This is a genomic window from Klebsiella sp. CN_Kp066 (assembly GCF_040065135.1).
Taxonomy (GTDB): domain Bacteria; phylum Pseudomonadota; class Gammaproteobacteria; order Enterobacterales; family Enterobacteriaceae; genus Klebsiella; species Klebsiella oxytoca.
On sequence record NZ_JBEAIU010000027.1, the window covers coordinates 19,682 to 40,466 of the forward strand.

A 20,785-nucleotide genomic window follows, 5' to 3' on the forward strand; every position below is an offset into this window, starting at 1 on the left:
TAGCGTTATTTTCGGCGCACGTTAAGCTTGCGCGGCCCAACTGCTTAATCTATAGCCATTTAGCGCTTTTTTCTCTCTTCAGCCGCACGGGCTTTCTTCTCGTGGCTCATATCATTACGGATCTGAGCATGGCTTAATAACGCGAAAATAAAGGTCCCACCGCAGATGTTTCCGGCAAGGGTCGGGAGCGCGAACGGCCAGATGAATTCCTGCCACGGCAGCGTGCCGTTGAACACCAGGTAGAAAATCTCGACGCTGCCCACCACAATATGCGTAGTGTCCGCCAGGGCGATAAGCCAGGTCATCAGGATGATGACGATAATTTTCGCGGAGCCTGCGGCGGGAAACATCCACACCATGGTTGCGACCAGCCAACCGGAGATAATCGCATTGGCAAACATCTCCAGCGGAGGATTTTGCATCACCTTCAGGCTGATTTTAAGAAAGGCTTCGCGAGTCGGTTCATCGAACACGGGCATGACATCGAACGCCCATGCTGCGATAGCGGTTCCAATTAAGTTACCCGCCAGTACAACACCCCATAAACGTAACAGCAGGCCGATATTGCTGAGCGTGGGTTTATGCATAATCGGCAGGACGGCGGTGACGGTATTCTCGGTGAACAGCTGTTGCCGAGCGAGAATGACGATAACAAAGCCAAAGGTGTAGCCGAGATTTTCCAGCAAAAAACCGCCGGGCAGCTCGCTGAGATGGACATGGAATATGCCTTTGGCAACCAGCGAAGCCCCCATTGAGAGTCCTGCTGCAATCGCTGACCAGAGGAGCGCCATGGCATCGCGCTCAAGCTCTTTCTCTCCTTCCTGGCGAATCACTTCATGCGTAGCCATCGCCTGTGAAGGCAGGCGTTCTTCATCCACCTCAATTTCTTCACCATTCTGTTTTTCTTCACTTTCAACCTCAACATCTTCACTATCATGGTGAGTTTGCGGCTTCATAACTTTTCCTCAACGGCTGGTCTTTATTATAATCGTAGAGCGGTTTCGGTTATTTGGAGTGGATAAGCTCCTAAATTCTTTGTAATGACAAGATTAGCAATACGGAAATTGCAAAATGTGTATAGAATCGGGGGCATCAACAACGATGCCAAAAAAGGCTATGCTGAAAGCAGGCACATGCTTACGGGCGATATCTTAATGGAGGCGGCTGTCCTCGGATAACCCCCAGCGATAGCTAAAATTAACAGGGAGATACCTATGAATTTTCGCCTGTCGGCGCTTGCGCTTGGCGCCACATTGCTGGTGGGGTGCGCCAGTTCTGGTTCTGGCGATCTACCGCAGGGGCGTTCAGATCCGCTTGAAGGTTTTAACCGAACCATGTTCAACTTCAACTACAATGTTGTCGATCCTTATGTTCTTCGGCCTGTTGCCGTAGCGTGGCGAGATTACGTTCCGCAGCCGGCGCGTAATGGTCTGAGCAATTTTACCAGCAACCTTGAAGAACCTGCGGTAATGGTGAACTCCTTCCTGAAGGGCGATCCCTATAAAGGTATGGTGCACTTTACGCGTTTCTTCCTGAACACACTCCTCGGGATGGGTGGGCTGGTTGATGTAGCGGGAATGGCGAATCCAAAACTGCAACGCGTTGAGCCTGCTCGCTTCGGTAGCACCCTGGGTCACTATGGTGTGGGATACGGCCCCTATGTGCAGTTGCCTTTCTACGGCAGCTTTACGCTGCGTGATGAAGGTGGTGATATGGCTGATGACTTGTATCCGGTTCTTTCCTGGCTGACATGGCCGATGTCTATTGGTAAATGGATGGTAGAGGGAGTCGAAACCCGCGCGCAGCTGCTGGATTCCGATGGCTTGCTCCGTCAGTCCTCCGATCCGTATATCCTGATGCGTGAAGCTTACTTCCAGCGTCATGATTTTATCGCCAACGGCGGTAAACTTTCTCCGAATGAGAACCCCAACGCTCAGGCGATTGAAGGCGATCTCAAAGATATCGATTCACAGTAACCGTCGGGTTGAAAGTAAAAAGGGTGAACATGATGTTCACCCTTTTTTGTTGCTGCTGTTGATTAGAAACGGTAGTTAAAGTTCGCGCCGTACAGCCAGGCTTTACCTTCTGATTTAAAGGTATACGGCCCTTCTGTAAATTCGACGTGCTGACCGTGCATATAGGACACACCGACGTCGACGGAAGCATCTTTATTAAAGGCGTAAGTCGTACCGGCGCTGAGCCACAGGCGATCCTGATCCGGGATAGAGATAGAACGATTGGAAGCCGGAACCGGGCTATCATCAAAGGCGATACCGGTACGGAAGGTCCAGTTATCGTCATGGTAATAGGTGGTACCCAGAGCGATACGATAGGAATCTTTAAAACCTTCATCTTTATAGAACAGCGTTTCGCCGCCGCTGGTTTTGGTGGCTTTCAGCTCCTGGAACTGGCTCCAGCTGGTATAAGCCAGGCTGTAGTGAACGGCCCATTTTGGCGCTACGCGGTTATAACCTGAGATTTCCCACATTTCGGGCAGATTCAACGTCAGAGAACCGCCGATTGTCGAACCACCTGTGCCGTAAGGCAGTCCCAGACCGAGGGCAGAGTTAATAGGGTTGAGGGATGACGGCAGACTGCTCTTATAATCTCCGTCAAAATCAACTTTGACCTCAGAGCGGTAGGTTAAGCCGTAGCGGTTGTTTTTATCGACTTCATATAAAATGCCCGCATTCCAGCCGAAGCCCCACTCATCACCCTTCAGACGAGCGATTTGCGTATCGCGGCTGATACCGCCAGCCTGTTGACCAATTGCCGCGGCCTGGGCCGGAGAGAGTTTGCCGGCTTTCACCATTCCCGGTAGCTGCGCGCCGATAATATCCGGTAAATCGCCCGCGTAGCGCTCTAGTTTAGCTCTGGCATAGACGGCGTCAAAGCCTAAACCAAAGCTCCAGTGATCGTTGAGACGATAGGCGCCGCTCAGATTGAGGTTGAGGGTTTCGAGGTCGGTTGTACCGCCCATTGAGCCCGCGGCAAAATCATTGTTGAACTCGGTGGCTAAACCATAGTTAGACGTCAGAGAAGCCCCCCAGCCAAACTGGTCGTTAATCGGCGCCACAAAGTGCAGATTGGGTACCCATGCGGTTGGCGCGATATTGTCCTGGCTGGCGTCATTACCGATAACTGAACTGCCGGTGACGTTGACATCAGGATCGACAAAAATAGCGCCGCCCGAGAAAGTCGGACGGTCGAACATCATAATCAATGCCGGGTTACGGCTGACGTTTCCAGCATCGTCAGCAATAGCTCCTTCACCTGAATAGGCGCGACCAAGGCCCGATGAAGAGAATTCGTTTAACTGAAAGCCTGCCGACCAGGCCTGGCTTGAAACAAGTGCTACAGCCACTGCAAGGGCAGATTGGGTAAGGCGGGTTTTCTGGCTCATGCCCATAACCTCATAGAGTTATTTTTATTTAAACAATGTTACATGCTGTAACAGGAGCGCGAAGTGTAGGGTCTGCTTTACGACAGAGAAATCAGACCAGTGCGCTGAGTATAGGTCTGACCAGATGATATGTTGCAAGTTTGTTTATAAGTTTTTTCAATTGTGATCTAAGAAACGCGATCCAGTTGGCAAATTTGCCGGGGTACCCGCAATCCAAAGTAGGCACTTTTTGTTTTGGATCATTTTTAAGTGTGATTTCGGTCACTTATCTCCTTTGTCGCCATTAACGACTGGAGGCAGGCATGCCCCGGGCGTAAAATAAGCACATTATTTGTCTGGCACCTTGAGTGCATATACAGAGGAAATCTACGATGAGTAAATGCAGTGCTGATGAAACCCCGGTTTGCTGCTGTATGGATGTTGGTACCATCATGGACAACACCGATTGCACCGCATCTTATAGCCGCGAGTTTGCGAACCGCGCCGAAGCGGAAGAAATGCTTGCCGCATTGAGTGAAAGAGCGCGTAATGTTGAATCGGAGCCGTGCAAAATCACCCCGACCTTTACTGATGTTGATGGCGGCGTGAAGTTGGATATCGATTTCGTGTTTAGCTGCGAAGCTGAAACCCTGATTTTCCAGCTCGGCCTGCGTTAATCCCTTCCCAAACGCTCCTCCTCGCAGGGGCGTTATCTTTTCTAATCAATGTGTTTTGGCTCGCACTTTTTCTGTTCCCCGATTGGCTTAATGTAAAATATTAGTTAAAACTGTTATCAGGTCAGACCACTTTGTTTTATCGGTTAACAGGGGAGCGTTATGAGTCAGGCATTACCGCTAGTCACCCGTCAGGGCGATCGTATCGCCATCGTCAGCGGTTTACGTACGCCGTTTGCCCGGCAGGCGACGGCTTTCCACGGCGTTCCAGCCGTTGATTTAGGTAAGCTGGTGGTCGGCGAAATGCTGGCTCGCAGCAATATCCCCGCGGATATAATAGACCTGCTGGTATTTGGTCAGGTGGTACAGATGCCGGAAGCACCGAACATCGCGCGGGAAATTGTGCTGGGTACCGGTATGAGCGTACATACTGATGCCTATAGCGTCAGTCGCGCCTGTGCGACCAGCTTTCAGGCGGTGGCCAACGTCGCGGAGAGCCTGATGGCGGGAACCATTCATGCAGGCATCGCCGGCGGGGCCGACTCCTCTTCCGTATTGCCCATTGGCGTGAGCAAAAAACTTGCCAGAACGCTTGTTGATGCCAACAAAGCCCGCACTTTGGGACAGCGCCTGAAGCTCTTTTCCCGGCTGCGTTTCCGCGATCTTCTCCCTGTGCCACCAGCTGTTGCCGAATATTCCACCGGTCTGCGGATGGGCGATACCGCTGAGCAGATGGCGAAAACGTGGGGTATCACGCGTGAGCGGCAGGATGCGCTGGCGCTTCGTTCGCACCAGCTTGCGGCGAGGGCCTGGGAGGAAGGGAAATTAACGGCAGAAGTCATGACTGCCTACACGCCGCCGTTCCGTGAACCTCTGGAACAGGATAACAACATCCGTAAGAATTCAACGCTGGCAGATTACCAAAAGTTACGTCCGGCCTTCGATCGCAAACACGGTAGCGTGACCGCCGCTAACAGTACGCCGTTAACCGATGGGGCGGCGGCGGTGATCCTGATGACCGAATCCCGGGCTAAAGCGCTTGGGTTAATACCGCTGGGCTACCTGCGCAGCTACGCTTTTACCGCGATTGATGTTCGTCAGGATATGCTGCTGGGTCCGGCGTGGTCGACACCGCTGGCGCTGGAAAGAGCCGGGCTGACGCTGGCCGATTTAACCCTGATTGATATGCATGAAGCCTTTGCTGCGCAAACGCTGGCGAATTTGCAATGCATGGCCAGCGATCGATTTGCCCGTGAGGTGCTTGGCCGCTCTCAGGCTATCGGCGAAGTCGATGAGAGCAAATTCAACGTGCTTGGCGGTTCGATTGCCTACGGTCATCCCTTTGCCGCCACCGGCGCGCGAATGATTACCCAAACGCTGCATGAACTGCAGCGTCGCGGCGGAGGATTTGGGCTGGTTACCGCCTGCGCGGCGGGTGGGTTGGGTTCAGCTATGGTTCTGGAGGCCGAATGATGGAAACCGTGTCGGCATTTACGCTTGAGGTTCGCCCGGACAATATCGCTGTCATCACCATTGACGCGCCAGGTGAAAAAATGAACACCCTGAAAGCTGAGTTCGCCAGCGAGGTGCGGGGAATTATCCGTCAGCTCCGCGACAATAAAGAACTGCGCGGCGCGGTATTTATTTCCGCAAAAGCGGATAACTTTATCGCCGGGGCCGATATCAACATGATTGCCCGCTGTCATTCCGCTCAGGAAGCGGAGGCGCTGGCCCGTCAGGGGCAGCAAATCATGGCCGAGATCCACGGGCTCCCCATTCCAGTGATCGCCGCAATTCACGGCGCATGCCTGGGCGGAGGCCTGGAACTGGCGCTGGCCTGCCACGGGCGGGTATGCAGCGATGATAATAAAACCCGGCTTGGCCTGCCGGAAGTTCAGTTGGGCCTGCTGCCAGGTTCTGGCGGCACCCAGCGTTTACCGCGATTAATTGGCGTCAGCAGCGCGCTGGAGATGATCCTGACCGGCAAACAGCTTCGCCCGCGCCAGGCTCTGAAGGCGGGACTGGTCGATGAAGTGGTGCCACAGACCATCCTGCTACAAACCGCAGTTGAACGGGCTCTTAAAGGTCGTCCGGCAAGCCGTACCGTCCCGGCGCGCGAACGTATTCTCGCAGGACCTCTCGCCCGCAGCCTGCTGTTTCGTCTGGTAGCGAAAAAGACGCATCACAAAACCCAGGGCAACTACCCGGCAACTGAGCGCATTCTGCAGGTGATTGAGACCGGACTGGCGCAGGGCTGCAGCAGCGGATACGCAGAAGAAGCCCGCGCTTTTGGCGAGCTGGCGATGACGCCGCAATCGCAGGCGCTACGATCGATTTTTTTCGCCAGCACCGATCTAAAAAAAGATCGCGGTGCGGATGCGCAGCCCGTCGCGCTGCGTAGCGTGGGCATTCTTGGCGGAGGACTGATGGGGGGCGGCATCGCCTACGTCACCGCATGCAAAGGAGAATTGCCGGTCCGCATTAAGGACATTCAGCCGCGCGGGATAAATCATGCATTGAAATACAGTTGGGATCTGCTCGATAAACAGGTGCGCCGCCGCTATCTGCGCGCCAGCGAGCGCGATCGCCAGATGGGGTTGATTACCGGTTCGCTGGATTACCAGGGCTTTGCCCATCGCGATGTGGTGATCGAAGCGGTATTTGAAGATCTGGCGCTCAAGCAGAAAATGGTCAGCGAAGTGGAACAACACTGCCACCCGGAGACGATCTTTGCCTCTAATACGTCGTCTTTACCGATCGCAGAGATCGCGGCGCAAGCGAGCAGACCGCAGCGGGTTATCGGCCTGCACTTTTTCAGCCCGGTAGAAAAAATGCCGCTGGTCGAAGTGATTCCACATCGTGGTACCGATCGGCAGACTATTGCCACGGTGGTAAAGCTGGCGAAGCTGCAGGGGAAAACGCCGATTGTCGTCGCGGATAAAGCCGGATTTTATGTTAACCGAATTCTCGCGCCCTATATTAATGAAGCCATGCGCCTGTTAATAGAAGGGGAGTCGATCGATCACATTGATAAGTCGTTGGTTCAATTTGGCTTTCCGGTAGGGCCAATTCAGCTTCTTGATGAAGTGGGGATCGATACCGGCACTAAAATTATTCCCGTTCTGGAGGCGGCATGGGGAGAGCGTTTTAGCCCGCCTGCAAACATCATTAGCGCAATTCTGAATGACGATCGCAAAGGGAGAAAAAATAACCGGGGTTTCTATCTTTATGCGGTAAAAGGGCGTAAAAGCAAAAAACGGCCCGACCCGGCGATTTACAACCTGCTGGGTATCGCTTCTCCACAGGCGCGCTTGTCCGCGCAGCAGGTGGCGGAACGCTGCGTCATGATGATGCTCAATGAAGCGGCGCGCTGCTTCGATGAGCAGGTTATTCGCAACGCTCGCGATGGCGATATCGGCGCCGTGTTTGGCATTGGCTTTCCGCCGTTCCTTGGCGGCCCGTTCCGCTATATGGATAGATTGGGGGCGGGGGAAGTCGCAGCGATTTTGCAGCGTCTGGCTGCTCAATACGGCCCGCGTTTTACACCATGTGACACTTTGTTACACATGGCCGAGCAGGGGGCGACCTTTTGGCCCGCTGATGAACGTACGACCTAAGTTGTGGTCAAAGAAGGTAAATCCGTTTGTGAATGGCGCAGTGCTTTGGCGATTTTGTAAGCGATAGTTGACTATACTTACGCCATTGAGGTAAAAAACAGCGTTTCATTCGTTGAATGGATCAGGCACAATGCCCGGCCACCGGGTCACCTGCGTATCGTCTACGTGGGTAAGACCGCGGTGCTTCTGGTTAACAAAAGCGGTGCAATATGCAAGTTTTTATCATGCGTCACGGCGACGCTGCCCTCGATGCAGCCAGTGACTCGGTTCGTCCATTAACCGTCTGCGGTTGCGATGAGTCTCGTCAGATGGCAACCTGGCTGAAAGGTCAAAAAGTGGATATTGAGCGAGTTCTTGTCAGTCCCTACCTGCGTGCAGAACAGACGCTGGAAATCGTTGGGGAGTGCATGAATCTGCCAAAAGATGTCGACGTGATGCCGGAACTCACGCCGTGCGGCGATGTTGGCATGGTCAGCGCTTATCTCCAGGCGCTGGCGAATGAAGGTGTGGCGACGGCGCTGGTCGTGTCCCACCTCCCTCTGGTGGGGTACCTCGTCTCAGAGCTGTGCCCGGGGGAAACTCCCCCGATGTTCACCACTTCGGCGATTGCCTGCGTTACGCTTGATGCCAGCGGCAAAGGCGAGTTCAACTGGCAAATGAGCCCCTGCAATTTGAAGATGGCGAAAGCTATCTGATTTCCTCCGGAGCCGACGTTTTACGGAAGCTCCGGCGGTTGCCACTCTTCAACTTCAATCAGTACCAGCAGTGCGGCGTCACCGCCGTACTCTTTTGGTGCCTGATGAAACGCCATGATATGCGGGTGCTGAGCCAGCCATAGCGGCGTTTGCTGTTTGAGAATATGCTTCCCATGCCCGTGCATTACGCAGGCGCAAAATACGTGCTCGCGACGGCAGGCGGCAATCAACGCCCCCAGCTCCTGCTTGGCCTGCTGCTGGGTCAAACCGTGCAGATCGAGAAACAGCTCCGGCGAATAATCACCCCGACGCAGTTTTTTCAGCTCAAAGTGGCTGACGTCAGCACGCACATACTTCACCGATCCTTCGGTATTCAGCAACGGCTGAAACTCATCGGAAAAGTAGTGGCTGTTATCGGCCTGCTCCTGGAGCAGCCGCTTGGGCGGTACTTCAGCGATTTTTTTGCGCTGCGGACGGTGAACAATGGTGTCCTGCTTAATCTGACGAGTGCCGGTCATTAGCTGCCGGAACAATGCCTGATCCTCCTCGCTTAGCGTTGTTTTCTTTTTCATTACCTGGTCTCATTTTTTCTTTGCCGGTAGTTTACCCGACTCGCCACGCATCCAGGCAAGGAAAACCTCTTTTTCCCCCTCAGCGTGACGTAAGAATGCTGATTTATCCCCGTCTTCGTGGCAAACTAGCCGCCGAATTTATAGCAGAGCGTGCCCTGGGGGATAGCGTGGATAAAATTTTTGTTGATGAAGCCGTTAATGAGCTTCATACCATTCAGGACATGCTGCGTTGGGCGGTTAGTCGCTTCAGCGCTGCAAATATCTGGTACGGACACGGTACCGACAACCCGTGGGACGAAGCGGTGCAGCTGGTGATGCCGTCGCTGTATCTGCCGCTCGATATTCCGGAAGATATGCGCACCGCGCGCCTGACTTCCAGTGAGAAACACCGCATCGTTGAGCGCGTGATTCGCCGCATTAACGAACGCATTCCGGTCGCTTATCTGACCAACAAAGCCTGGTTCTGCGGACATGAGTTTTACGTCGATGAGCGCGTGCTGGTGCCGCGCTCGCCGATTGGCGAACTCATTAATAACCATTTTTCCGGCCTGATTGACCACTATCCGCAGCACATCCTCGATATGTGCACCGGCAGCGGCTGTATCGCTATCGCCTGCGCTTACGCTTTTCCGGAAGCGGAAGTCGATGCGGTCGATATTTCCCCTGATGCGCTGGCCGTTACCGAGCAGAACGTAGAAGACCATGGCTTAATTCACCACGTGACGCCAATTCGCTCCGATCTGTTCCGCGACCTGCCGAAGGTGCAATACGATCTGATCGTCACTAATCCGCCGTACGTCGATGAAGAAGATATGTCCGACCTGCCGGGTGAATATCGTCATGAACCGGTTCTCGGCCTGGCGTCCGGTAGCGATGGCCTGAAGCTAACTCGGCGGATCCTGGCCTGCGCGCCGGATTATCTCAGCGATGACGGTATCCTGATTTGTGAAGTCGGCAACAGCATGGTACATCTGATGGAACAGTATCCTGACGTTCCATTTACCTGGCTGGAGTTTGAAAACGGCGGCGATGGCGTCTTTATGCTGACTAAACCGCAGCTGATTGCCGCCCGCGCGCATTTCGGCATCTATAAAGACTAAAACAACACGCAAACATAACGACAAGAACGGAGCCGTGATGGCAGGAAACACAATTGGACAACTCTTTCGCGTCACGACGTTTGGCGAATCGCACGGCCTGGCGCTGGGCTGTATCGTCGACGGCGTACCGCCCGGCATTCCGCTAACCGAAGCCGATCTGCAGCACGATCTCGATCGCCGACGTCCGGGAACATCGCGCTATACTACCCAGCGCCGCGAACCGGACCAGGTTAAAATCCTCTCCGGCGTATTCGAGGGGGTGACTACCGGGACCAGCATTGGTCTGCTGATTGAGAATACCGATCAGCGTTCTCAGGATTACGGCGCGATTAAAGACGTTTTCCGCCCGGGTCACGCTGACTACACCTACGAACAGAAATATGGCCTGCGCGACTATCGCGGCGGCGGTCGTTCCTCTGCCCGTGAAACCGCTATGCGCGTGGCTGCCGGAGCGATTGCCAAGAAATTCCTCGCCGCGAAATTCGGGATTGTGATTCGCGGCTGCCTGACCCAGATGGGGGATATTCCTCTGGCTATCAAAGATTGGGAACAGGTTGAACAAAACCCGTTCTTCTGTCCGGATCCAGAGAAAATTGAAGCGCTCGATGAACTGATGCGCGGCCTGAAAAAAGAGGGCGACTCCATCGGAGCGAAAGTAACCGTGGTGGCCGATGGCGTTCCGCCGGGGCTCGGTGAGCCGGTATTTGACCGCCTCGATGCGGACATTGCGCACGCGCTGATGAGCATTAATGCGGTGAAGGGCGTGGAAATTGGCGATGGTTTTGAGGTGGTGAAGCTTCGCGGCAGCGAAAACCGCGATGAAATTACCAAAGCGGGTTTCCAGAGCAACCACGCGGGCGGCATTCTCGGTGGTATCAGTAGCGGTCAGCAGATCGTGGCGAACATTGCGCTGAAGCCTACCTCCAGTATTACCGTTCCGGGACATACGATTAATCGCTCTGGCGAAGAAGTCGAGATGATCACCAAAGGGCGTCACGATCCCTGCGTTGGCATTCGTGCGGTACCGATTGCCGAAGCGATGCTGGCGATCGTGCTTATGGATCACTTTATGCGTCAGCGCGCGCAAAATGGCGACGTGACGACATCAATTCCACGCTGGTAATAGATGAAAAAAACCGTTATCGCACTGCTGGCGCTTCTCGCCAGCGGTACCAGCCTGGCGGCAACGCCGTGGCAGAAAATCACCCAGCCCATCAGCGGCAGCCCGCAGTCGATTGGTGCATTTGCCAATGGCTGCATCGTTGGCGCGCAGGCGCTGCCGTTAAACGCCACCGGCTATCAGGTGATGCGTACCGATCAGCGCCGCTACTTCGGCCATCCGGATCTCGTGCAGTTTATTCAGCGTCTAAGCAACCAGGCGTATAACAGAGGTATGGGAACGGTACTGATTGGCGATATGGGGATGCCGGCCGGGGGGCGTTTCAACGGCGGTCATGCCAGCCATCAGTCCGGGCTTGACGTCGATATTTTTCTGCAGCTTCCGCAGGCGCGCTGGAGTTCAGCTCAGCTGCTGAAGCCGCAGGCGCTGGATCTGGTGGCCCGCGATGGTCAGCGCGTCGTGCCCTCGTTGTGGAGCCCGCAAATTAGCCAGCTGATTAAGATGGCGGCGGAAGATAGCGACGTCACGCGTATTTTCGTCAACCCGGCAATTAAGCAGCAACTGTGCCTGGATGCCGGTAACGATCGCGACTGGCTACGCAAAGTTCGCCCATGGTTCCAGCACCGGGCGCATATGCACGTGCGCCTGCGCTGTCCGGCAGGCAGCCTTGAGTGCGAAGATCAGGCTCCGCCACCGGCCGGCGATGGCTGCGGTGCGGAATTGCAAAGCTGGTTTGAACCCCCTAAACCAGGATCAACCCCACCTGTGAAGAAGACGCCGCCTCCGCTGCCGCCTTCCTGCCAGGCGCTACTGGATGAGCATGTTCTTTAATGGATAGTTTTATCGATCTTTTTATGGTGTCGCCGACGGTAATGGTGGTGCTGTTTTTCGTGGCCATTCTGGCGGGATTTATTGACTCCCTGGCGGGCGGCGGCGGGCTATTAACCGTCCCGGCCCTGATGGCGGCGGGTCTTCCTCCAGCGCAGGCGCTGGCAACGAATAAGCTGCAGGCCTGCGGCGGGTCGCTGTCCGCTTCGCTTTATTTCATCCGCCGCAAGGTAGTGAATCTGGCCGACCAGAAGCTCAATATTCTGATGACCTTTCTCGGCTCGACCGGCGGCGCGCTGCTGGTCCAGCACGTCCAGTCTGATGTTCTCAAACAGATACTGCCAATCCTGGTTATCGGCATTGGCCTCTATTTTCTGCTGATGCCGAAACTCGGCGAAGAGGACCGGCAGCGACGTCTGTACGGTCTGCCGTTTGCCCTGGTGGCTGGCGGCTGCGTCGGTTTTTACGATGGTTTCTTTGGCCCGGGCGCCGGATCCTTTTACGCGCTGGCTTTCGTCACCCTGGCGGGGTTCAATCTGGCGAAATCGACCGCGCATGCAAAATTGCTTAACGCGACGTCCAACGTTGGCGGCCTGCTGCTGTTTATTATTGGCGGTAAGGTGATTTGGGCGACCGGCTTTGTGATGATGGCCGGGCAGTTTATCGGCGCTCGCGCGGGATCTCGACTGGTGCTGAGCAAAGGACAGTCACTGATTCGGCCAATGATCGTTGTGGTGTCGGCGGTGATGAGCGCGAAACTTCTTTATGATAGCCATGGACAGGAGATCCTCCGCTGGTTGGGGATGAACTAATGAACAGTACGCATAAATACGAACAGCTGATCGAAATCTTCGACGGCTGTTTTGCCGATGATTTTAATACCCGTCTGATTAAAGGCGATGACGAACCGATCTATCTTCCAGCAGATGAAGAGGTGCCCTATAACCGCATCGTCTTTGCCCACGGCTTTTATGCCAGCGCGCTGCACGAGATTTCACACTGGTGCATTGCCGGAAAGGCGCGCCGCGAGCTGGTTGATTTCGGTTACTGGTACTGCCCGGACGGGCGCGACGCGATGACCCAGTCAAAATTTGAAGACGTCGAGGTGAAGCCTCAGGCGTTCGACTGGCTGTTTTGCGTGGCGGCGGGATATCCGTTTAACGTCAGCTGCGACAATCTGGAAGGGGATTTTGAACCCGATCGGATCGCTTTTCAGCGGCGGGTACATGCCCAGGTCATGATCTATCTGGAGCAAGGGATCCCTGAGCGTCCCGCGCGTTTTATCAAGGCGCTGCAAGAATATTACCAAACGCCGCCTTTGACGGCAGAACAGTTCCCGTGGCCGGAAGACCTGCACTAAGGCCACGCTTTACATAATATGAGGAAAGAAGATGATCGCGGAGTTTGAATCACGCATTCTGGCGTTAATTGACAATATGGTAGACCACGCCAGTGATGATGAACTGTTTGCCGGCGGTTATCTGCGCGGCCACCTGACGCTGGCGGTGGCCGAGCTGGAAGGAGAAGGGGAGCATACTGCGCAGGCGGTGCATGATAAAGTGACCCAAAGCCTGGAAAAAGCCATCAGCGCGGGCGAACTGTCGCCGCCGGATCAGATACTGGTGCAGGGAATGTGGGACAGTTTGTATCAGAAGGCGATGCAGGCGTAGTTCTGTAGCGCTTCCTTAAGCCGACGCCCGGCGTTCATCCCGCCGGGCACGGTTCCTCCGCTATTATTTCACCGCTCTCCCTTTCAGCAGTTTTCTTACCCATAGCCGGTTCGGATTCAGCGCAGCTAGCGTCTCTTGATCCATCGGTAATGGCTCATTGCTCATTTGCGCCGCGAGGATCTCTGCCGCGAGCGGGGCGGAGCAGAGGCCGCGCGAACCCAGCGCTCCCAGCATATAAAGATTGCGGTAAACCGGCGCTGCTCCGGCCTTATCCTGATGTTCAGCCAGCGAGGCATATTCACTTAAGGTCGCGTCATAATCAGGCACGCTGCCGACCATCGGCAAATGATCGCGCGTCGCACAGCGCACGCCGCTGCGGGACTCATTCGCGCTTACGTCAACCTCCCGCGTCCATTGCGCCTGCGGGAAACAGTCTATCAGACGCTGTCGATTCTGCTGCTGATCGTCGGCGCTAAACGCGGTATCTGTCTGTCCACGATGATAGCTGGCGCCGATGCAGTGCTGCTGGTTGTGCGGGTTTTGCGGCGTCAGGTAGCCGTTGTAGCACAGCACCTGGCGTAAAGACGATAGCCCTGGCGTTGTTGGTATATGGCTGACCTGGCCGGCGACGGGATACATCGGAAGATGCTCCGTCTGGCTGAAGCGGGTTACCTGATGGCCATTGGCCAGCACCACGACTTCATGAAACTGACGATCGTTTAATTGCCAGCCGGTATTGTCCGCGCTGATAGTCTCTACGGGATAGCGGTAGTGAACCCGTAATCCGCGAGTGGCGGCGAGCGCCAACAGTTCTGCGGTTAACTGCTGGGGGCACAGCCAGCCTCCGGCAGGATAGGTTATTCCTCCGCAGCCGGTTTCCACTCCTGCTTGTTCCGCAGCGCTCTGCGCATTAACGGCGAGGGCGATTTCCGGCGGCAGATTAAGCTCAACCATCTGGGCAATTTTATGCGCGCTTTTTTCATCCCAGCCCAGCTGCGTCACCCCGCACCAGTCATGATCGAACATGACCGGCAGATCGTCGTAGAGGCGGCGAGCGAAAGTAAATGCAGCGGGGAAAAAGCGGGCCAGGGCGGGGTCGTGCTGGCTGAGCAGCGGATAGAGCGCTCCCTGGCGATTGCCGGATGCGCCTTGTGCCGGAGCGTCATCGGCGCAGTATAGTGTCACCTGCCACCCGCGCCGCAGCAGCGCCAGAGCGAGCAGGGCGCTGGCGATCCCTCCGCCAACAATCGCCGCATCGCGCTGTTCGGTGCCGCCGCGGGCAAACCACGGCGCACGCGCGGGAAAGTTGAGTTGTTGATTCATTTCCCCGATGAGCATTTCTCGCTTGCGGCCAAAGCCCTTGCGTTTCTGCATGCTGAAACCGGCTTCCTCCAGCCCGCGGCGCACAAAACCTGCGGAGGTAAAGGTGGCCAGAGTACCGCCGGGTCTCGCCAGGCGAGCCATTGCCGCAAAGAGTTCCGCCGTCCACATGTCCGGGTTTTTGGCGGGCGCAAAGCCATCCAGAAACCAGGCGTCTACCTGCTGATTGAGCGAGTCGTCCAGCTCGTTGGTCAGCTGGTTAATATCGCCAAACCATAAATCCAGCGTGATGCGGCCCTCGTCCAGCAGCAGTCGATGACAGCCGGCAAACGGCAGCGGCCAACGGGCCTGCAGCTGCTCGGCCCAGGGCGCAAGCTCCGGCCAGTGCTGGTGAGCGAGGCGCAGATCGTCCGCGCGCAGCGGGAATTTTTCGAAACTGATGAAGTGTAATCTTTGCAGGGTAGCCTGAGGGTTATCGCGGCGAAAAACGTCAAACGCCTGCCACAGCGTCAGAAAGTTAAGGCCGGTACCGAACCCGCTTTCGGCAACCACAAATAACGGACGTGAATGTGTTGAAAAACGTTCGTTGAGCCGGTTGCCGTCGAGGAAAACGTAGCGCGTCTCTTCCAGACCGTTGTCATTGGAAAAGTAGACATCGTCGAAATCTCGGGAAACAGGTGTACCCTCAGCGTTGAATTCCAGGTTGGCAGGTTGTATGGCGTTTTGTTTCACGTAAGTTACTCGAATCACAAGGCGTAGAACGATCTTAACGATGTGTGCCTGAGGGCGCAAATTTATACACAAATTGGCTGATCGGACTTGTTCGGCGTACAAGTGTACGCTATTGTGCGACTCGAAACTTAATATAGTGCGACTTACAGAGGTATTGAATGAAACGTGCAGTGATTACTGGCCTGGGCATCGTTTCCAGTATTGGTAATAACCAGCAGGAAGTCCTGGCATCTCTGCGTGAAGGACGCTCCGGGATCACTTTCTCTGAAGAGTTTAAAGATTCGGGAATGCGCAGCCACGTATGGGGCAACGTTAAACTGGATACAACCGGTTTGATCGACCGTAAAGTGGTTCGTTTCATGAACGATGCCTCTATCTATTCCTATCTCTCCATGCAGCAGGCGATTGAAGATGCAGGCCTGAAAGATGAGGTCTATCAGCAAAACCCGCGCGTGGGCCTGATTGCCGGTTCTGGCGGTTCTTCTAAGTCTCAGGTTTTTGGCGCTGATGCCATGCGCAGCCCGCGCGGTCTGAAAGCTGTAGGTCCTTATGTGGTGACCAAGGCGATGGCATCCGCGGTCTCCGCTTGCCTTGCAACACCTTTCAAAATTTACGGTGTGAACTACTCTATCAGCTCCGCCTGCGCAACGTCTGCGCACTGCATCGGTAATGCTGTGGAACAAATCCAGCTGGGCAAACAGGATATCGTGTTTGCCGGTGGCGGCGAAGAGCTGTGCTGGGAGATGGCGTGTGAGTTCGACGCGATGGGCGCGCTGTCCACCAAATATAACGAAACGCCGGATAAAGCTTCCCGTACTTATGATACCCACCGTGATGGTTTCGTTATCGCTGGCGGCGGCGGTATGGTTGTGGTTGAAGAGCTGGAACATGCTCTGGCGCGCGGCGCGCACATCTATGCTGAAATCGTTGGCTACGGCGCAACTTCCGATGGCGCAGATATGGTTGCCCCGTCCGGTGAAGGTGCGGTTCGCTGCATGAAGATGGCGATGGAAGGCGTAGATACGCCGATTGACTATCTGAACTCCCACGGTACCTCTACGCCGGTAGGCGATGTGAAAGAGCTGGGGGCGATTCGCGAAGTCTTCGGCGATAACAGCCCGGCTATCTCCGCGACCAAAGCGATGACCGGTCACTCCCTGGGCGCCGCTGGCGTACAGGAGGCTATCTACTCTCTGCTGATGCTGGAACACGGCTTTATTGCCCCGAGCATCAACATTGAAGAGATGGACGAACAGGCAGCTGGTCTGAACATTGTGACCGAGCCGACCGAGCGTGCGCTGACTACCGTAATGTCTAACAGCTTCGGCTTTGGCGGTACTAACGCCACGCTGGTGATGCGTAAATACAGCGCATAACGAGCATGCTTTGCAAGGGGAGCCTGCCGGCTCCCCTTTTTTGTATTCTTGACAGACCCCTGGGTGTAAAGGCAAACTCCTGCCACAACATTATTCTCTCAGATAATGCGTAAGCGTTTAACGTCATCCAACGCGCCTTAAACCTGATAATCAGGTGGAGAGGGCGTGGCCATCACCTCGCCTTACTCTGCGAACTGGAGTAAAGCATGTCCGCAGTCACTGAAACAAAAAAAATGCCTTCAGCGAATGGTTCGCTGTTTCGGATCACTTTCGCCGTTTTTCTTACCTATATGACCGTTGGCCTGCCGCTGCCGGTTATCCCCTTGTTCGTTCATCAGGAACTGGGCTTCGGCAACACCATGGTTGGTATCGCCGTTGGTATCCAGTTTCTGGCGACCGTATTAACCCGCGGCTATGCAGGTCGCCTGGCGGACCAGTACGGCGCGAAACGCTCTGTGCTACAGGGGATGCTGGCCTGTGCGCTGGCTGGAGGTGCCTGGCTATGCGCCGCGCTGCTGCCGGTCCCCGTAATGGCGAAGTTTGGCCTGCTGTTGCTGGGCCGTCTGATCCTGGGGTTTGGTGAAAGCCAGCTGCTCACCGGCAATTTAAGCTGGGGAATGGGGCTGGTGGGCCCGATGCGCTCAGGTAAAGTGATGTCGTGGAACGGCATGGCGATATACGGCTCGCTGGCGGCCGGAGCTCCGCTGGGGCTGCTGATCTACAGCCATTACGGCGTTGCAGCGCTGGCCGGCGTCACCATGGTGCTGCCGCTGGTGGCGTGGGCAATTAACGGCACGGTGCGTAAAATTCCCGCCCACGGCGGCGAGCGTCCGTCGCTGTGGAGCGTGGTGGGAATGATCTGGCGGCCCGGTATTGGTCTTGGACTGCAGGGCGTCGGTTTCGCGGTGATAGGCACGTTCGTCTCCCTCTATTTCGCCAGCAACGGCTGGGCGATGGCCGGTTTTACCTTAACCGCGTTTGGTGGAGCATTTGTGCTGATGCGCGTGCTGTTTGGTTGGATGCCGGACCGCTTCGGTGGGGTGAAAGTGGCCATCGTTTCGCTGTTGATTGAGGCGGTAGGCCTGGCGCTGCTCTGGCAGGCGCCCAATGCCTGGGTCGCGCTGGCGGGCGCGGCGCTAACCGGCTGCGGTTGCTCGCTTATCTTCCCGGCGCTGGGCGTAGAGGTTGTGAAGCGGGTACCGCCGCAGGTTCGAGGAACGGCGCTTGGCGGCTACGCCGCGTTTCAGGATATCTCCTACGGCGTCACCGGCCCGCTTACCGGATTGCTTGCGACTTCTTTAGGCTATTCTTCCGTCTTCCTGGCGGCGGCAATATGCGCCGTGCTGGGGATCCTCATTACGCTGGTATCGCTGCGTAAATAGGCCTTTTGTTCGGCCCGGTATACGGGCCGAACAGGCGGTTAAATCACTAACCACAGCAAAATAAGCCCCGCGAGCAGCGTCAACGCGATAGCCCACGGCTTTTTAAACGCCAGCCACGGCGATGAAGGCGGCGCCTGAACCGGTGGGATCGCCAGCGTCTCTTGCGCTCTGGCGACCCTGAGCACGAAAATTTTGTTCAGCAGCGTCAGCAGCTGGGCTGCGCTTAGCGGCGTTTGCGCCGTTGCGTGCCAGCTGGTTTGCGCAAAATCCATCACTCTTTGCCACTCCGCGGCTTCAAGCGGCTGCTTCAGGGCGGCCTGCAATGACATCAGCGTCGGCGTAGCCTGCGTGCTGAGCGTTTGCCGCGCATGGAGCCAGTATGAGAGGGGAGTGAAGTGGGTCGCCGGGATCAGTTCCCCGCTTTTGACGCCGCTTAGCTCCAGCATCGACTGCCAGATGAGCTTGCTGGACTCCCCGGTAGCTGCTGCCAGTTTGGTCACCTGTTGATTGAGCGTATTATGCTCCGCTGGCAGCAGTGGACGATGGGTTGGCGGGCGCTGCTGCGGCTGAGGAATCGAGAGCTGACCGCTTTGCAGCAGTTGCAAAACATTCTCCAGCTGCGGCTGGGTGAGCGCATGCAGCGCGGTTTGACCGTCATGCTGACGAATATAATCGCTGACCGCCTGACGATTATTACCCTGGTTCAGCAGTTCGCTCAGCTGCGCCAGGATTTGCCGGCGGTGGTGATTCTGTTGGGCAAGGATTAAGCGCTGGTTCAGGCTGTGTTCGGCGGCAGCAAAATGGCTTGCCAACAGCGGGGCGTCGTTTTTCAGGCTCAGATCGTGCTTTACGCAGGCCCACACTTCCGCATTTTGCTGCGATGTTAACGCCACCAGGCGCGTAATGAGCCGCTCAAGCGCGGTGCGCTGCTGGGTAGTGAGCGGAGGTTCGCCTGTCCCCGGAGGGCGATCGGACATACCTGAAACGGGATGCGTCATGATTAATCCTTTGCGTAGTGCTGTACTAAATTACTGTACTCAGGGCCGGGTGGTGATGTTCCTGGCGGGCAGATTATGGCACACTTCCCCGGTTTACTCTCGCTCTCAGACAGGTACTGAACCGTGAAAATCCTCGTTGATGAAAATATGCCCTATGCGCGTGAGCTTTTTAGCCGCCTGGGGGAAGTGAAGGCCGTTGCGGGTCGTCCCGTTCCGGTCGAAGCGCTCAATGACGCTGATGCGCTGATGGTGCGATCCGTCACCAAAGTTAACGAAGCGCTGCTCTCCGGCAAGGCTATCAAATTTGTTGGCACCGCAACGGCAGGCACCGACCATGTCGATCAGGCGTGGCTGCAGCGGGCGGGAATCGGTTTTTCCGCGGCGCCGGGCTGTAACGCTATCGCGGTGGTGGAATATGTCTTTTCAGCGCTGCTCATGCTGGCTGAACGCGATGGCTTTGCGCTGCGCGACCGTACCGTCGGGATCGTGGGCGTCGGCAACGTGGGCGGGCGCCTGCACAAACGTCTCGAGGCGCTGGGAATTAAAACGCTGCTTTGCGATCCCCCGCGCGCCGATCGCGGCGATGAGGGCGACTTCCGTCCTCTTGACGAGCTGGTGCAGGAAGCCGATATTCTGACTTTCCATACGCCGCTCTATAAGGAAGGGCAGTACAAAACGCTGCACCTGGCGGATGAGGCGCTGATTCGCCGCCTGAAGCCGGGGACGATATTAATCAACGCCTGCCGTGGGGCAGTGGTGGATAACGCTGCGCTGCTTAAACGACTACAGGAAAATCAGCCGTTAAGCGTGGTGCTGGATGTCTGGGAGCCGGAGCCGGACCTGAATATCGAGCTGCTCAAGCGGGTGGATATTGGTACGCCGCATATTGCCGGCTACACCCTTGAAGGAAAAGCGCGCGGTACGACCCAGGTTTTTGAGGCCTACAGCGCGTTTATTGGCCACCCGCAGCAGGTGGCGCTGGACACGCTGCTACCGGCGCCGGAGTTTGGCCGCATTACGCTGCACGGGCCGCTCGATCAGGCAACGCTAAAACGGCTGGCGCATTTGGTGTATGATGTGCGCCGCGATGATGCGCCGCTGCGAAAAGTCGCGGGCGTTGCGGGCGAGTTCGATAAGCTGCGCAAGAATTACCAGGAACGTCGCGAATGGTCTTCGCTGTACGTGCAGTGTAGTGATGCCCAGGCGGCGACGCTGCTGCGCCAGCTTGGCTTTAACGCCGTACATCATCCTGTTCGTTAATATCATCTTAATGCTCCTGCTGGATAATCCGGCAGGGCCGCTTTTTTTCTGGAGTACAC

Annotated in this window: 19 protein-coding genes; 14 read left to right on the top strand and 5 right to left on the bottom strand. The window is 55.9% G+C overall.

The annotated features are described in order from the left end of the window. Positions 1–59: 59 nt before the first annotated feature. Positions 60–956 carry a formate/nitrite transporter family protein gene (locus ABLV75_RS08455; RefSeq protein ID WP_004104191.1) on the bottom strand — a complete coding sequence of 299 codons (897 nt, stop codon included), beginning with the start codon at positions 954–956 and terminating at the stop codon, positions 60–62. Between the two features lie 258 nt (positions 957–1,214). Here ABLV75_RS08455 and mlaA point away from each other — a divergent pair, with 258 nt between their 5' ends. Continuing rightward, a complete protein-coding gene (mlaA, locus tag ABLV75_RS08460) occupies positions 1,215–1,976 on the top strand; it encodes a phospholipid-binding lipoprotein MlaA (RefSeq protein WP_004104189.1) in 762 nt (253 codons plus the stop codon). A 62-nt stretch (positions 1,977–2,038) separates the two neighbouring features. Here mlaA and fadL read toward each other — a convergent pair whose 3' ends face one another. Next, positions 2,039–3,403 (bottom strand): long-chain fatty acid transporter FadL, encoded by a 1,365-nt coding sequence (gene fadL, locus ABLV75_RS08465; protein ID WP_004104187.1) that lies wholly within the window; start codon positions 3,401–3,403, stop codon positions 2,039–2,041. 371 nt (positions 3,404–3,774) lie between these two features. On the opposite strand from fadL, the gene ABLV75_RS08470 reads away from it, so the two are divergent. The 4 genes from ABLV75_RS08470 to sixA all read left to right on the top strand — a co-directional run bounded on the left by ABLV75_RS08470 (position 3,775) and on the right by sixA (position 8,368). Beyond that, positions 3,775–4,059, top strand: coding sequence for a YfcZ/YiiS family protein (locus tag ABLV75_RS08470; protein ID WP_142477797.1), 285 nt, complete (start codon positions 3,775–3,777; stop codon positions 4,057–4,059). A 159-nt stretch (positions 4,060–4,218) separates the two neighbouring features. Then, on the top strand, positions 4,219–5,529 hold the full coding sequence (fadI, locus tag ABLV75_RS08475) for an acetyl-CoA C-acyltransferase FadI (RefSeq protein ID WP_004104183.1): 1,311 nt from the start codon (positions 4,219–4,221) through the stop codon (positions 5,527–5,529). Further along, a complete protein-coding gene (gene fadJ, locus ABLV75_RS08480) occupies positions 5,529–7,673 on the top strand; it encodes a fatty acid oxidation complex subunit alpha FadJ (protein ID WP_142477814.1) in 2,145 nt (714 codons plus the stop codon). The genes fadI and fadJ overlap by 1 nt, the downstream gene beginning before the upstream one ends. Before the next feature lie 209 nt (positions 7,674–7,882). Then, positions 7,883–8,368: a phosphohistidine phosphatase SixA gene (sixA, locus tag ABLV75_RS08485; RefSeq protein WP_014230284.1), complete on the top strand. Its 486-nt coding sequence runs from the start codon at positions 7,883–7,885 to the stop codon at positions 8,366–8,368. 20 nt (positions 8,369–8,388) lie between these two features. Here sixA and smrB read toward each other — a convergent pair whose 3' ends face one another. Further along, positions 8,389–8,940 (bottom strand): endonuclease SmrB, encoded by a 552-nt coding sequence (smrB, locus tag ABLV75_RS08490; RefSeq protein ID WP_004104178.1) that lies wholly within the window; start codon positions 8,938–8,940, stop codon positions 8,389–8,391. Between the two features lie 167 nt (positions 8,941–9,107). Here smrB and prmB point away from each other — a divergent pair, with 167 nt between their 5' ends. The 6 genes from prmB to ABLV75_RS08520 are packed head-to-tail and all read left to right on the top strand — an operon-like array spanning position 9,108 to position 13,658. Then, positions 9,108–10,040: a 50S ribosomal protein L3 N(5)-glutamine methyltransferase gene (gene prmB, locus ABLV75_RS08495; protein ID WP_024274529.1), complete on the top strand. Its 933-nt coding sequence runs from the start codon at positions 9,108–9,110 to the stop codon at positions 10,038–10,040. A 37-nt stretch (positions 10,041–10,077) separates the two neighbouring features. Continuing rightward, positions 10,078–11,163 carry a chorismate synthase gene (gene aroC / locus ABLV75_RS08500; RefSeq protein WP_004104176.1) on the top strand — a complete coding sequence of 362 codons (1,086 nt, stop codon included), beginning with the start codon at positions 10,078–10,080 and terminating at the stop codon, positions 11,161–11,163. Positions 11,164–11,166: 3 nt separating this feature from the next. Next, positions 11,167–11,991 (top strand): penicillin-insensitive murein endopeptidase, encoded by an 825-nt coding sequence (mepA, locus tag ABLV75_RS08505; protein ID WP_004104171.1) that lies wholly within the window; start codon positions 11,167–11,169, stop codon positions 11,989–11,991. Beyond that, a complete protein-coding gene (locus tag ABLV75_RS08510; protein ID WP_004104169.1) occupies positions 11,991–12,800 on the top strand; it encodes a sulfite exporter TauE/SafE family protein in 810 nt (269 codons plus the stop codon). The genes mepA and ABLV75_RS08510 overlap by 1 nt, the downstream gene beginning before the upstream one ends. Beyond that, positions 12,800–13,348, top strand: coding sequence for an elongation factor P hydroxylase (locus ABLV75_RS08515; protein WP_016808406.1), 549 nt, complete (start codon positions 12,800–12,802; stop codon positions 13,346–13,348). The genes ABLV75_RS08510 and ABLV75_RS08515 overlap by 1 nt, the downstream gene beginning before the upstream one ends. Positions 13,349–13,379: 31 nt before the next feature. Then, positions 13,380–13,658 (top strand): YfcL family protein, encoded by a 279-nt coding sequence (locus ABLV75_RS08520; protein ID WP_004104165.1) that lies wholly within the window; start codon positions 13,380–13,382, stop codon positions 13,656–13,658. A 63-nt stretch (positions 13,659–13,721) separates the two neighbouring features. Here ABLV75_RS08520 and mnmC read toward each other — a convergent pair whose 3' ends face one another. Next, entirely contained in the window at positions 13,722–15,710 is a 1,989-nt protein-coding gene (gene mnmC, locus ABLV75_RS08525) for a bifunctional tRNA (5-methylaminomethyl-2-thiouridine)(34)-methyltransferase MnmD/FAD-dependent 5-carboxymethylaminomethyl-2-thiouridine(34) oxidoreductase MnmC (protein WP_348854923.1), read from the bottom strand. Positions 15,711–15,868: 158 nt separating this feature from the next. Here mnmC and fabB point away from each other — a divergent pair, with 158 nt between their 5' ends. Then, on the top strand, positions 15,869–17,086 hold the full coding sequence (gene fabB / locus ABLV75_RS08530; RefSeq protein WP_004104161.1) for a beta-ketoacyl-ACP synthase I: 1,218 nt from the start codon (positions 15,869–15,871) through the stop codon (positions 17,084–17,086). Positions 17,087–17,292: 206 nt separating this feature from the next. Beyond that, positions 17,293–18,468: an MFS transporter gene (locus tag ABLV75_RS08535; protein ID WP_224324423.1), complete on the top strand. Its 1,176-nt coding sequence runs from the start codon at positions 17,293–17,295 to the stop codon at positions 18,466–18,468. Positions 18,469–18,506: 38 nt separating this feature from the next. Here the strand turns inward: ABLV75_RS08535 and flk are convergent, their stop codons facing one another. After that, complete coding sequence (gene flk, locus ABLV75_RS08540; protein WP_348854924.1) at positions 18,507–19,466, bottom strand: flagella biosynthesis regulator Flk; 960 nt, start codon at positions 19,464–19,466, stop codon at positions 18,507–18,509. 123 nt (positions 19,467–19,589) lie between these two features. On the opposite strand from flk, the gene pdxB reads away from it, so the two are divergent. After that, on the top strand, positions 19,590–20,726 hold the full coding sequence (gene pdxB, locus ABLV75_RS08545) for a 4-phosphoerythronate dehydrogenase PdxB (RefSeq protein ID WP_004104156.1): 1,137 nt from the start codon (positions 19,590–19,592) through the stop codon (positions 20,724–20,726). The last annotated feature ends 59 nt before the right edge of the window (positions 20,727–20,785 follow it).